General features: G+C 70.1%; 13 protein-coding genes and 1 pseudogene. 9 read left to right on the forward strand and 5 right to left on the reverse strand.

The annotated features are described in order from the left end of the window. Positions 1-154 precede the first annotated feature (154 nt). Positions 155-1,090, reverse strand: a complete 936-nt coding sequence (locus AP234_RS38130) for a hypothetical protein (RefSeq protein ID WP_200926693.1) — start codon at positions 1,088-1,090, stop codon at positions 155-157. Between the two features lie 155 nt (positions 1,091-1,245). On the opposite strand from AP234_RS38130, the gene AP234_RS24745 reads away from it, so the two are divergent. Next, positions 1,246-2,712 carry a peptide MFS transporter gene (locus AP234_RS24745; protein WP_055482120.1) on the forward strand — a complete coding sequence of 489 codons (1,467 nt, stop codon included), beginning with the start codon at positions 1,246-1,248 and terminating at the stop codon, positions 2,710-2,712. Positions 2,713-2,772: 60 nt separating this feature from the next. Here AP234_RS24745 and AP234_RS24750 read toward each other — a convergent pair whose 3' ends face one another. Next, positions 2,773-4,200, reverse strand: a complete 1,428-nt coding sequence (locus AP234_RS24750; RefSeq protein ID WP_055482121.1) for a PLP-dependent aminotransferase family protein — start codon at positions 4,198-4,200, stop codon at positions 2,773-2,775. Between the two features lie 63 nt (positions 4,201-4,263). Here AP234_RS24750 and AP234_RS24755 point away from each other — a divergent pair, with 63 nt between their 5' ends. The 3 genes from AP234_RS24755 to AP234_RS24765 all read left to right on the forward strand — a co-directional run bounded on the left by AP234_RS24755 (position 4,264) and on the right by AP234_RS24765 (position 7,218). Then, on the forward strand, positions 4,264-4,869 hold the full coding sequence (locus AP234_RS24755; RefSeq protein WP_055482122.1) for a YczE/YyaS/YitT family protein: 606 nt from the start codon (positions 4,264-4,266) through the stop codon (positions 4,867-4,869). Positions 4,870-4,881: 12 nt separating this feature from the next. Next, the gene (locus AP234_RS24760; RefSeq protein ID WP_055482123.1) at positions 4,882-6,636 is read left to right on the forward strand and encodes a glycoside hydrolase family 15 protein; all 1,755 of its coding nucleotides are present in this window, start codon (positions 4,882-4,884) and stop codon (positions 6,634-6,636) included. Positions 6,637-6,783: 147 nt separating this feature from the next. Next, complete coding sequence (locus tag AP234_RS24765) at positions 6,784-7,218, forward strand: methyltransferase domain-containing protein (protein ID WP_055482124.1); 435 nt, start codon at positions 6,784-6,786, stop codon at positions 7,216-7,218. Positions 7,219-7,453: 235 nt separating this feature from the next. Here AP234_RS24765 and AP234_RS24770 read toward each other — a convergent pair whose 3' ends face one another. Genes AP234_RS24770 through AP234_RS24780 form a run of 3 tightly spaced genes read right to left on the reverse strand, consistent with a single transcriptional unit; the run spans position 7,454 to position 8,910 of the window. Further along, on the reverse strand, positions 7,454-7,777 hold the full coding sequence (locus AP234_RS24770) for a hypothetical protein (protein ID WP_152990604.1): 324 nt from the start codon (positions 7,775-7,777) through the stop codon (positions 7,454-7,456). Positions 7,778-7,813: 36 nt separating this feature from the next. Then, entirely contained in the window at positions 7,814-8,500 is a 687-nt protein-coding gene (locus AP234_RS24775) for a cation transporter (RefSeq protein WP_055482126.1), read from the reverse strand. After that, positions 8,497-8,910, reverse strand: coding sequence for an ArsR/SmtB family transcription factor (locus tag AP234_RS24780; protein WP_083502401.1), 414 nt, complete (start codon positions 8,908-8,910; stop codon positions 8,497-8,499). Before AP234_RS24780 ends, AP234_RS24775 begins: the two co-directional genes overlap by 4 nt. Before the next feature lie 123 nt (positions 8,911-9,033). Between AP234_RS24780 and AP234_RS24785 the strand changes: the two are divergent. The 5 genes and pseudogenes from AP234_RS24785 to AP234_RS24805 all read left to right on the forward strand — a co-directional run. Further along, a pseudogene (locus AP234_RS24785) lies at positions 9,034-9,804 on the forward strand (MerR family transcriptional regulator); the annotation flags it as partial. Positions 9,805-9,856: 52 nt separating this feature from the next. Further along, positions 9,857-10,189 carry a YnfA family protein gene (locus AP234_RS24790; protein WP_055482128.1) on the forward strand — a complete coding sequence of 111 codons (333 nt, stop codon included), beginning with the start codon at positions 9,857-9,859 and terminating at the stop codon, positions 10,187-10,189. Positions 10,190-10,395: 206 nt separating this feature from the next. Further along, entirely contained in the window at positions 10,396-11,391 is a 996-nt protein-coding gene (locus tag AP234_RS24795; RefSeq protein WP_152990605.1) for a hypothetical protein, read from the forward strand. Further along, on the forward strand, positions 11,388-12,536 hold the full coding sequence (locus tag AP234_RS24800) for a histidine kinase (protein WP_152990606.1): 1,149 nt from the start codon (positions 11,388-11,390) through the stop codon (positions 12,534-12,536). The genes AP234_RS24795 and AP234_RS24800 overlap by 4 nt, the downstream gene beginning before the upstream one ends. Beyond that, entirely contained in the window at positions 12,533-13,216 is a 684-nt protein-coding gene (locus AP234_RS24805; RefSeq protein WP_055482131.1) for a response regulator, read from the forward strand. The genes AP234_RS24800 and AP234_RS24805 overlap by 4 nt, the downstream gene beginning before the upstream one ends. Positions 13,217-13,218: the final 2 nt, after the last annotated feature.

Here is a 13,218-nt window from a genome sequence, read left to right on the forward strand (position 1 = left end):
GGTACTTCCTTCCCCGTTGCGGACACGCCCCGGGGTTGGGGCGCGCCTATGTCATAGACGCGCAAAGGAAAGGAAAAGTTGCTCGGTCAAAACCCAGCAGAAGTAACAAATCCGCAACTAGGTGTCCCGTGGCAACCATTTTTGCTCCTGTGACTCATGTGGTTTTACCGGCGCTGGCATCTCGGGCGTAATGCTTGCTCCCGACATATTCCGCCCGCCAGGCTCCGTCGCCCGCGTCGCGCATCCGGCCGCTGAACCAGCCGTCCTTCCTGGTCACGGCGCTGCCCATGTCCTGCCAGTCGTCCGACCCCGACGGGCGGAAGCAGAACACGACCCGCTGCTTCCCGAACGGCCGGTAGTCGACCCGGCCCTGCGGATCGACCCGCAGCAGCGTGCCGGTGATCCGTACGTCGTCTCCGTCGCGGGCCACCTTCACCCCTTCCAGTTCGGTGGCGCGCCTGAGGGAGAAGGTGGTCTGGGCGGTGACGGCGCCGCCGTCCGCGCCGGTGGCGGTGGCGGTCACCGTCCACGGGCCGCTCGGATACCACCGCGACAGCGGCTTCTGCGGCAGGAACCGCCAGACCTCCCACCCGTCCTCCTCGCCGTCTCCGTCTTCGGGCGCGGCGCCGTCCGTTTCGGACGCCGGTGCGGGCTCCCGGTCGCCCGGCAGCACCCATCCGTCCGCCGGAAGGGCGGAGACCAGCACGTCGGTGAGCTGTGACGCGGGGGGAGCCGGGGTCTGGGCCGGAGCCGGAGTCTGGGCCGGCGTCGGGGTCGGAACAGAGGTCGGAGTAGGGGTCGGAGTAGGGGTCGGCGACGGAGTCGCGTCGACCGTGTCGGGCGAGTCCGGATCCGCCGGCCGGTCCGGTTTCCCGCGGCCGGGATTGATCACGACATCGACGTCCTCGGCGCCCCGCGCCACCACGTCGATCACGAGCTTGACGGAGTCGCTCGGCCCGACGACCGGATCATCCGGCCGCACCGTGATGGACCGGATGGCCAGATCCCCGTCGGCGGAGACCAGTCCTCCTGCGGATCCGGGCACGGTCGTGGCGGCAAGGGCCAACGTCACCAGCGAACGTCTCATCATGTCCGATCACGGTACGCAATCCTCTGTCATCACATCGGTCCCAACACACCCCTCACCAGGCAAAACCTCCTTCTGGCCGGCCGTACTCTGGGCGAGGACCTGCCCCCGACCGAGCGGGTAGGAACAGGGGCACCGCGCATTCGGGGGGAGAGCGCATGACGACCCAGCAGCGCGTTCGGGAGAGGACGTTCTTCGGCCATCCACGCGGCCTGGCGACGCTGTTCGGCACCGAGATGTGGGAGCGCTTCAGCTACTACGGCATGCGGGCGATCCTGGTGCTCTTCCTTTCCGCGCCCGAGGTGCGCGGCGGCATGGGGCTCTCGGATACGACGGCGGTCAGCATCTACAGCATCTACATCGCCTCGGTCTACCTCCTCGCGCTGGCCGGCGGATGGGTCGCCGACCGGCTCCTCGGCCCACGCAGGACCGTCCTGGTCGCGGCGGTCACCATCATGTGCGGGCACCTGAGCCTGGCCGTCCCCTTCGGGGGCGCCTTCATCTGGCTCGGCCTTCTGCTCATCGCGCTCGGCAGCGGCCTGCTGAAACCGAACATCGCGACCCTGGTCGGCGAGCTCTACCGGGACGGGGACGACGCCCGGCGCGATTCGGGCTACACGTTGTTCTACATGGGCATCAACCTCGGGGCCTTCGTCGGCATCCTGGCCGTGCCCTGGTTGCAGCGGGGCGACCGCTGGCATCTGGCCTTCGGGGCGGCGGCCGTCGGCATGGCCATCGGCCTGACGCAGTACGTGCTGGGCCGCCGTCACCTCAGGGGGGTGGGCGAGGAGCCCGACCACCGGCTCACGCCGCAGGAGCGGCGCCGCTTCACCACGCTGTTCGGCCTCGGGCTGGCCACCGTGACGATGGTCTTCGCGCTGTGGTCCTGGATCGGCGGTCTCACGGTCGCGCGTTTCGCGCTCGTGCTGGCGGTCGTGACGGCGGCCGTCCCGGTGGCGTACTTCACGTTCCTGTTCGCCGGCTGCCGCGAGGTCACCCCCGAAGAGCGGACCCGGCTGCGCGCGTACGTCTGGCTCTTCCTCGCCGCCTCGATCTTCTGGCTCATCTACGACCACTCGGGCAGCGCGCTGCTGCTGTTCGCCAAGAACCAGACCGACCTGCACATCTTCGGGGTCGACATCCCGCCGGGCTGGGTGTCGAACGTCAACTCGATCGTGATCGTGCTGTTCGCCCCGATGTTCGCCGACTTCTTCCTGAAGGCCGGTGACCGGATCAGCGAACCGTTCAAGTTCGCCGTCGCGCTGGTCATGGTCGGGCTGAGCTTCGTCGTGATGTCGGTGGCCGCGAGCCTGGCGTCGGACGGCGTCCGGGTGTCGGTCATGTGGCTGCTGTCGGTGTACGTCATCCAGACCATCGGCGAGCTGTTCCTCAGCCCGGTCGGGCTCTCCATCACCCAGAAGCTCGCCCCCCGGGCCTTCGAGAACCAGATGATGGGCGTCTGGTTCCTGTCCATCGCGCTCGGCGACGCGGCCCTCGGCCAGGTCTACCGGCTGACCACCGTCGTGCCGATGCCGGCGTACTACCTCGGCCTCGCCCTCGTCGCCATCGTCGCGGGACTGGTCCTCGGCGCGTGCTCCAGGCGGCTTCGCGCGCTCATGAGCTGACCGCCCGCCGATCGCGCCAGGTCACAGCTGACAGTCACAGCCCTCGGTCACAGCTCACGGTCAGAGCGCGTGGATGAGCGGCTCCCGGGGGCGGTAGGTCCCGGCGGGGCCGGTGGCGATGCGCCGCACCGCCTCACGTACGACGTCGGGCGGCTGGGTGAACGGCAGACGCAGGTAGCGCTCCAGCGTCCCGTCCACGCCGAACCACGGTCCGGGCGCGAGCCGTACGCCACGGGAGGCCGCGGCCTCGGCCACCGCGCCGGCCGTCGGCGAGTCGAGCCTGACCCACAGCGAGCCGCCGCCGCGCGGGACGGTGAACGTCCAGGCGGGCAGCTCCTCCCGCAGGGCCTCGACCAGGGCCGATCGGGACGCGCCGAACACGCGGCGGCGCTCGGCGCGTGCCTCCTCGATCCGGTCGAACAGGTACGCGACCACGAGCTGCTCGAACACCGGGCCCGCGATGTCGACCGCCCCGCGCAGCACGGCCAGGCGGCGCAGCACCCCCGGGGCGGCGCGGATCCAGCCCACGCGCAGGCCGCCCCACCACAGTTTGGCCGCCGATCCGATGCAGATGACCCGGTCGTCGGTGTCGAACGCCGCCAGGGGCGCCGCCGTCGCCACCGGGTCGACGGCCAGCTCGGCCCAGCTCTCGTCGGCCAGCAGCGTGGCGCCGTGCCGCCGGGCCGCCGCCACCAGCGCGGCTCGGTCCTCGTCGGGCATCAGATGACCGGTCGGGTTGTGGAAGTCCGGGATGACGTAGCCGAGCCGGGCTGCCGACTGCCGCATCGCGGAGATCGTCAGGTCGACGTGCCGGCCGTCCTCCGGGATCCCCACCGGCACCAGGCGCGCCCCGCGCAGCCGTACGGCGTCGATGGCGTGCGGATAGGTCGGCGACTCCAGCAGCACCGGGTCGCCCGGCCCGGCCAGCATCGTCAGCAGCAGGTGCATCGCGTGCTGGGCGCCGGCGGTGACCATGATCTGGTCGGACCGGGTGGGCAGGCCGCGCTCCCGGTAGCGCCGCGCGATCGCCTCGCGCAGCACGGCCAGGCCGAGCGGCTCGTAGCCCATCCCCAGCGCGTACCGATGGTAGGTCCGGCCCGCCTCCTCGACCGCCTCGCCGAGCAGGGCCGTCGCGGGCGGCGCGGCGACGTGCAGCGGCAGCAGGCCGTCGTCATCGGGGGCGATCCACAGGCTGTCCGTGCCGAGCGCACCGGCGTCGGGCAGGGCCGTCCAGCTCCCCGCGCCCTGGCGGCTCTGCAGGTACCCCTGCTCGCGCAGCCGGTCGTAGGCGGTGGTGACCGTGGTGCGGCTGACCCCCAGCGCGTCGGCGAGCCGCCGCTCGGGCGGGATCCGTACGCGCACCGGCAGCCGCCCGTCCAGGATCAGGTTCCGTACGGCCTCCGCCAGGGCCCGATAGTACGGCCGGGCGTCCGGCGGCACCCGGATCAGCCGCGCGAGCTGTGTCTCACTCACATACCGCTCCGCCATCAGGCCATTTTGTCGAATTGGCTCTTTAACCTCAAGCAACTGGACTGGAAGATGGGGACCGCTATGACTGAACTCTCCGTTCCCCGTCTCCACTCCCTCGCGTCCAGGCTCATCCGTCTCTACGCCGGGCTCGCCGCCTACGGCGTCGGCATCGGGCTGCTGGTCCGGGCCGAGCTCGGCCTCGCCCCCTGGGACGTCTTCCACCAGGGCCTGTCCATCCACACGGGTTGGTCGATAGGGCTGTGCATCAACATCGTCGGCGTCCTCTTGCTGCTGCTGTGGATCCCGCTGCGGGAGCGGCCCGGCCTCGGCACGATCAGCAACGTGCTGCTGATCGGACCCTGCGCCGACCTCTTCCTGTGGCTGGTGCCGGCGCCCTCGGCGTGGCCGGTCAGGGGGGCCTTCCTGCTCGGCGGCGTCGTGGTCATCGCCGCCGCCACCGGCCTCTACATCAACGCCGGTTTCGGGCCGGGGCCGCGTGACGGCCTGATGACCGGCCTCAACCGGCTCGGTCTGTCGATCCGGCTCGGCCGTACGATCGTGGAGATCACCGTGCTCGCCGCCGGATGGCTGCTCGGCGGCACCGTGGGCGTGGGCACGATCCTCTTCGCCGCGGCCATCGGCCCTCTCACGCAGGTCTTCATGAAACTGTGGTCTCCGCGTCGGTAGTAGCGTGGCGGCATGCGGATCGAGGACTATGCCCTGATCGGTGACATGCAGTCGGCGGCGCTCGTCGGCATCGACGGCTCCGTCGACTGGCTGTGCCTGCCCAGGTTCGACTCCCCGTCGTGCTTCACCCGCCTGCTCGGCGACGACACCAACGGCTTCTGGCGGCTCGCCGCCGCCGGCCGGGAGCGTGCCGTACGGCGTGCCTACCTGGAGGACACGCTGATCCTGGAGACGGTGTGGGAGACCGAGACCGGGGCCGCCAGGGTGATCGACTTCATGCCGCCCCGGCACGCCAACCCTGACATGGTCCGCATCGTCGAGGGCCTGTCCGGGACCGTCGACATGACCACGGAGATCCGCATCCGGTTCGACTACGGCCGCATCGTGCCGTGGGTCCGCCGCATCGACGGCCACCTGCACGCGGTCGGCGGCCCCGACTCGGTGTGGATCCACTCCCCCGTGCCGCTGAAGGGCGGCGGATTCCGGCACACCGGCGAGTTCACCGTGTCGGCCGGGGAGCGGCTGCCGTTCGTCTTCACCTGGCATCCCTCGCATCAGCCCCAGCCCGAGATGATCGACCCGATCGAGCAGCTCACCGAGACCCGGCTGCTGTGGGAGGAGTGGGTCACCCGGTGCGGGCACCAGGGCCGCTGGCGGGAGGCCGTGGTCCGCTCGCTGATCACGCTCAAGGCCCTCACCTACAGCCCGACCGGCGGCATCGTGGCCGCGCCGACGACCTCGCTGCCCGAGCACCTCGGCGGCGTACGTAACTGGGACTACCGCTACTGCTGGCTGCGCGACGCCGCGATGACGCTCGACGCGCTCACCGGCTCCGGCTATCTGGAGGAGGCCGACGCCTGGCGCGCCTGGCTGTTGCGCGCCATCGCCGGCCGTCCCGAGGACGTCCAGGTCCTGTACGGCGTGGCCGGCGAACGGCGGCTCCCCGAGCTGACGCTCGACTGGCTGCCGGGCTATGAGGGATCCCGGCCGGTCCGCATCGGCAACGGCGCGGTCGGTCAGCTCCAGCTCGACATCTACGGCGAGGTGATCAACGCGCTGTACGAGGCGCGCAAGGGAGGACTCGCCGCCGACGACCACACCTGGGACCTGGTCGGCAAGCTGATGCGCTACCTGGAGCACAACTGGGACCAGCCCGACGAGGGCCTGTGGGAGGTCCGCGGACCGCGGCGGCACTTCGTCCACTCCAAGGTCCTGGTCTGGGTGGCCTTCGACCGCGTGGTGCGAGCCGTGGAGGATCTCGGCCGCGAAGGCCCGGTCGAGCGCTGGCGCGCCCTGCGCGACCACATCCACGCCGAGATCTGCGACAAGGGCTACGACCCCGCGCGCAACACCTTCACCCAGTCGTACGGCTCACACGAACTGGACGCGGCACTGCTGCTGATCCCGATCCTCGGGTTCCTCCCCCCGGACGACCCCCGTGTGACAGGCACCATCGAGGCCATCGAACGAGAACTACTCGTCGACGGATTCGTCCTGCGCTACCCCGTCGCCGAGGACAACGCGGTGGACGGCCTGCCCGGCAGCGAAGGCGCCTTCCTCGCCTGCAGCTTCTGGCTCGCCGAGGCCAAAGCCATGATCGGCCGCAAGGACGAGGCCGTCGACCTGTTCGAACGCCTCCTGGCCCTACGCAACGACGTCGGCCTGCTCGCCGAAGAGTACGACCCCGGCGCCGGACGCCAACTCGGCAACTTCCCCCAGGCCTTCAGCCACATCCACCTCGTCCGCACCGCCCTCGCCCTCAGCTGAACCACGGGCCCTCGGCTGATCCCGGTCACGACTCGACCACGACGGCGAACCCGATCCGGTGTTCGCCGGGCACGACGGCATGGACCACCGGACCAGACATCCGGCAGACGAGCCCGGACAGGCCGGCCGTCATCTAGTCTTCCGCTCATGCCGACACGTCTGTCACCCCGCCTCGCCGCGGTCGTGAACGCGCTTCCCCTTCAGCCGCACTCGCGTGTCCTCGAAATTGGGTGCGGGCCCGGGGCGGCCGCACGAGCGGTCGCAGCCCGGCTCACCACCGGCCACATCCTGGCCATCGACAGATCCGCCACGGCGATCGCCCAGGCCGAAGCCGCCGCGACAGACGAAATCACGTCCGGCCGCATGAGCGTCCGCCAGGTCGCGGGCGAAGATTTCGTCCTGCAGGATCACGAAGAGCCATACGACATCGTGTTCGCCGTTCGCGTTGGCGCCCTCGACGGGCGACATCCCGAGGTTGGTCAGCGCGTGCTCCAGCGCCTCGCCCTGGCGACCACGGCAGAGGCCCGGCTTTTCATCGACGGTGGCGATCCGCTTCGTGAGCTCCTCATCCCGCGGGCTTAAGCCGACTGGCTCGCTGCATTGGAGCTTCGGATCGAGGCCGGAAGACCGGTGCGGGTGACTCGGGGAAGCCGTGGATGCCTCAACCCCGACCAATTTCGAAGAGCCGGCACGACCACGATGCGGCGGCCCTCGTGGGCCTGCCGCTCACATCCCAGGCAGCTCGCCATCCTTCATGTTCTTGGAACGGCCGTGCGTCCCCAGGATCATGTGAACGTTCAGTGCGCCAAGGCCATGCTTACCAGCTTGAATATTCCGATCCCGAGAAAACACAGAAAGGAATCCAGGCGATCTTCACCTTGCGATAAATCAGAGTCGCGATCATCGCGAAGATCACCCCGAAAACCACTAAGACTTGAACGGCAGCGAACATATCCGAATCGATCGGATCAGAAGTTTCAATATCGCCATCATAGTCACGAACATCGAAGATATGGGCGAAAAACATCGCAAGGATCGCCATGACCCACAGCACGATGCATGAAGCGGCCCTGAACACCTGGGCGAATCCCACCGCCTGATCGCCATCAGCATCCTTCAACACAGATTTTTGATCAGCCACCGCAGAAAACCTTCCACGCAGTGCTCTTTGAATTCTTCAACGGCACTCAACCGCAGAGCATTGGTCATCTGCACAGGTCGAGGCGCCGGGTGCGGCGACCGGGGCGCAGCAGGCGTCTCCCCGCCAGGCCTGGCGGCCTTCCTTGACCGCGACGGCGGCGATGACGAGCGCGGCGACCGGGTCCGCCCACGACCAGCCGAACGCACTGTTGAGCGCGAGCCCGGCCAGCAGCACCGCGGAAAGGTAGGTGCACAGCAGGGTCTGCTTGGAATCGGCGACGACGGAGGCCGAGCCGAGCTCTCGGCCGGCACGGCGCTGGGTGGCCGACAGGACCGGCATGATGAGCAGGGACAGCGCGGCCAGCACCAGACCCGGCGTGGAGTGCTCGGCCTCCCCGCCACCGATCAGCGTGCGTACGGCGTCGATGGCGACGTAGGCGGCCAGCGCGAAGAAGGAGACGGCGATGATCCGGAGGGCCGTCTTCTCCCGTTTCTCGTGCTCGTCGCTGGAGAACTGCCAGGCCACAGCGGCGGCCGAGGCCACCTCGACGATCGAGTCCAGGCCGAAGCCGATCAGCGCCACCGAGGAGGCGACGGTGCCGGCGGTGATGGCGACGGCCGCCTCGACGAGGTTGTAGGTGATGGTCGCCGCCACCAGCAGCCGGATCCGCCGGGCCAGCACGGCGCGCCGGGCCGCTGCCGGGCCGAGGTCGGCCGCGGTCATGGCGTCATCCCCTGCCGAGAGGGCCGCCCGGCCGCCTGTGCCGATCGCTCATCGGCGTCGCGTCCGGGACGCAGAGCGACCACGTGTCCGGTGGCTCCCAGCAGTCGCTCGGCCGAGTCCAGCAGGTCCATCAGCTCCGGCCGGGTCAGGGCGTAGAACGACTGGCGGCCTTCGGCGCGATAGTCGATCAGCCCGCAGTCCCGCAGGCAGGCCAGGTGCTTGGATACGGTGGACTGGGCCAGGCCGAGTTCGCCGGTCAGATCCACCACCCGTGCCTCACCCCGCGCCAGCCGCTGCACGATGCGCAGCCGGGTCTCGTCCGCGAGCGAACGGAACAGCGCCACCGCCGGTGGGATGCCGGCGGCGACGTCGGTGCTCACACACCGTCCACCCTCATCATCAATCGCCATGGTGCGATGATAGCCCCCATTCGGGATTGATCGAAGCAGGCGGAGGGCTTGACCTTCGAGCCGGGGTGAAGGTTTACCTTCGACAGTGTGACGACCATGCGGATCTCCTAGCTCGCCGAACGGACCGGAGTCCCGGCCACCACCCTGCGGTTCTACGAGAGCCTCGGCCTGCTGCCGGCCGGCCGTACCCCGGCGGGCCATCGCGTCTACGGACAGGACGCCATCGAGCGGCTGGCGTTCATCGGCGCCGCCAAGTATCTGGGACTGCCGTTGGAGGAGATCGCCGAGTTGCTCGAGGTGTGGACCTCCGGCGCGTGCGCGGACGTCAAGGCCGAGTTGCGACCGCGGGTGACCACCCGCCTGACGTATGCGGAAGACCGCTTGGCGGAGCTGACCGCGTTCGCCGCCACGCTGAGGCGGGCACTGGCACACCTGGACGCTCTGCCCGACCGACAAAGCCCGTGCGACCCGCGGTGCGGCTTCCCCGGCCCGCGGACAGCGACCGGCCCCGAGAAGCACACCGGCCCGCGGACGCGAACCGGCGGCGTCGGCAGTGTGGTGCGGGTGGAGCCGGCCCCGCGGCCGGATGACGGCGGCGAGCGGTGGCGCGGCATGCCGGTGGCCTGCTCACTCACCGGTGACGGCCCGGCAGAGCGGGCCGGCCAGTGGCGACGGCTGCTCGACGGTGCCGAGCGAGAGGAGATCGCCGACGGCATGCGGCTGACGCTGCCCGCCGACCGCGCCGCCGCGTTGGCCGCGCTCGCCGTCGACGAGCAGCGGTGCTGCCCGTTCTTCGACTTCCGTCTGCACCTGGACGGTTCGGTGGTAAACATGGAGGTTCGCGCGCCCGCCGACGGTGCGGCACTGCTGGCCGACCTGTTCTCCGCGGCCTGACCGCCACCGCCTCCCGATCACTCGCCCGTCCCCGACAGAAAGTCCGCCTGCCGTGTCCGTAGCCCGGTCCGTCGTCTTGTTCGTGCTCGCGGCCCTCCTGGAGATCGGCGGTGCCTGGCTGGTCTGGCAGGGGGTACGCGAACATCGCGGCTGGCTCTGGATCGGCGGCGGTGTGCTGGCCCTGGGCGTCTACGGGTTCGCCGCCACACTCCAGCCCGACGCGCATTTCGGCCGGATTCTCGCGGCCTACGGCGGCGTGTTCGTCGCCGGATCGCTCGGCTGGGGCATGGTCATGGACGGGTTCCGGCCCGACCGCTGGGACGTCCTCGGCGCGCTGATCTGCCTGGCCGGAGTCGCCGTCATAATGTACGCACCCCGGGCCTGACCCCCGCGCACGGACGCACCCCGAGGCGTCCGCCACCGCAACGGTCCGAGGAGCGGATCGGTGGAGATGCCGGAGATCGTCGGGCCGCGTCAGCCGGCCCTCGTTCTTCCGACGGATGGCCTATGCCCTGAGAGATACGGGAACGCCGCTCGTCATCCGACCGCAGGCAGTCGACCGGCGACTCGGCACCTTCTAGCGTCGATCATGTGACATCTCAACGAACAGGCTGGAAACCGATCCTGGCGCTGATGGTCCTGGCGCCGCTGCTGGCGGAGGTCTTCAGCGGATCGATGCCGGTGACCATGTTCCTTCAGCCTGTCATCTTCCTCGCCTTCACGATCTTCGTGTACGGCCTGCCGCTCCTCGTCCTGCGTGAGGTGGCGGTCCGACGCGGGTACGGCCTGACGGGATTGTTCGTCCTCGGCTTCATCTACGGGCTCTACAATGAGGGCCTGTTCTCAGAGACGTTGTACCACCCCCTCGACCCCGCCAACGCGGCGTACGCGGACTATGGCCTGGTCGCCGGACTGCGTGTGCCGTGGGCGTCGTTCATCTTGCCGTGGCACGGCCTCTTCTCCATGGTGACCCCCGTGCTCGTGGTGGAACTGCTGTTTCCCAAACAGGCAGGACGGCCGTGGCTGCCCGCATCGGTGACCGGGATCCTCGGGTTCGTCACCGTGGGGCTGGCCCTGGCCCGGTTCCTCCTGGAGGGCGAAGACCGCAGCGTGCAGGACGGCGGGACACTCGCCGTCCACCTCATGGTCGTGCTCGTGGCGGCCGTGGTCTTGTGGGGGGCGGCCAGGCGGATGCCGCGAACCCCGGCGCTTGAAACGGTGCCCGCCTTCTCGTGGCGAGACGTCGCGGCGGGCGCGGGGACGTACGTCGTGGTGTTCATCGGAATAGAGACGCTCACCTCGGTCGCGCGGGTTCCCTGGCCGCTGACGGTGCTCTACGCCCTGCTCATCGTGTCGGCGGCGGCGTGGGCCGTCGCGCGTCGGCGGACCGTGGCGCGCTCCCGCGCCGTGAGCTTCGTGCTCGGCTGCGGACTCGCGCAGGCGGTCGTGATCGTCTTGGTGGTGGGCGTGCTCACCGGCGACGTGTTCCGCACCCTGTCGGGGGTGATCGCGGCCATGGTCTACCTCGCCGCGCTCATGGGCATCCGGGCGCGGTGCGGGCACGGCACGCGCACGCCGGTGGGATGACCGTCGTGTTCACCCGGGCGGCGGCAGGCGTGATCAACACCATGGCCTCCCGCCATGAACGTGCCCTGGACGTCCTGGTGGTGATCCTGGCCGGCGTGGTCGGCGGGCTCGCGGCCGGTGGGGTGACCCCGCAGTTCGTCGCCCTGCACGCGCCTCTGGTGTGGCGCCGGCATGCGCCTGTGACCGTCTTCTGGGTGGTCTTGGCTTCGGCCGTGCTGACCTGGGCGGTGGCCGCCCCGGGTGTGGCGTACCCGGTGGTCGTCATCCTGATCGCCGTCTACACGCTGGCCAGGCATCGTCCCTGGCGCCACCTGTGGCCCGCGATCGTGGCCGTCGAAAGCGTCTGGACGACCGCGCTGGCCGTCGACGGCGTGACCTGGGACGAGTTCGCCGCGCTCACCGCGTTCTCGGGGGCCGGCGGGCTGCTGGGCGTGACGGTCCGCCTCCGGCAGGCGTACCTGGCCCAGTTGCGCGAACGCGCCTGGCGGCTGGAGCGCGAGCGCGATCAGCGGGCCCGGATCGCGGTGGCGGCCGAGCGCGTCCGCATCGCACGCGAGATGCACGACGTGATCGCCCACAACCTGGCGGTCATGGTCGCGCTGGCCGACGGCGCGGCCCTGGCCGCGCCCACCTCCCCCCGGCAGGCCGCCGAGGCGCTCTCAGCGATCGCCTCCACCGGGCGGCGGTCGCTAGGTGAGATGCAGCGCCTGCTCGGCGTGTTCCGCGACGGCGACGCCGCCGCCGAGCTTTCCCCGCAACCCGGCCTGGACGACCTGAGAGCCCTGATAGAACAGGTACGCGCCGCCGGCCTCCCGGTCACCCTGACCCGCGAGGGCGACGCCCCAGAACCGTGCGAAGGCGCCGGCCTGACCATCTACCGCATCGTGCAGGAGGGACTGACCAACATCCTCAAGCACGCAGGTCCGCACGCCAGCGCACAGGTGCGACTGCGCTTCGGCGCCGGCGACGCGGACATCGAGATCACCGACGACGGCGGCGGCCGGCGGGCCGTCCCCGCCGTTCCCGGCCGGGGACAGGGTCTTTCCGGCATGGCCGAGCGCGTCGCCGTCTACCACGGCCAGGTCGAGTCCGGCCCCCTGGCCGAGGCGGGCTGGAGGATCCGCGTCCGTCTGCGGCTGACATGACGGTCAGGGTGTTGCTGGTCGACGACCAGTCCCTGCTGCGGATGGGCCTGCGCATGGCGCTCGACAGCCAGGCCGATTTCGACGTGGTCGGCGAGGCGGGCGACGGCGCCCAGGCGGTGGCGATGACCCGGGTGTCGCGGCCCGACGTGGTCCTGATGGACATACGCATGCCGGTCATGGACGGCATCGAGGCCACCCGCCAGATCGTCGCGGCGCATTCGCCGGCTCGGGTGCTCCTGCTCACCACCTTCAACCTCGATGAATACGTCTTCGCCGGGCTTCGTGCCGGGGCCAGTGGGTTCCTGCTGAAGAACGTCCCGCCCGCCGACCTGTTCAGCGGCATCCGGGCGGTCGCCGACGGTGACAGCGTGATGTCCCCGGCCGTCGCCCGCAGGCTGCTGGACGCCTTCGCCGCCCACCTGCCCGACCCGGTGACCGGCCGGTCGGCGGCCGACGATCGGCTGGCACGGCTCACCGCCCGTGAACGCGACGTGCTGGGCGAGGTCGCCCGGGGCCACTCCAACGCCGAGATCGCCGCCGTGCTCGGAGTGACCGAGGGCACCGTCAAGATCCACGTCGGACGGATCCTGAGCAAGCTGGGTCTCCGCGATCGTGTGCAGATCGCGATCTTCGCCTACGAGAACGGGATCATCCGGCCGGGCACCAACCGGCACATATGACG

Source organism: Sphaerimonospora mesophila (assembly GCF_001417795.1).
Lineage (GTDB): Bacteria > Actinomycetota > Actinomycetes > Streptosporangiales > Streptosporangiaceae > Sphaerimonospora > Sphaerimonospora mesophila.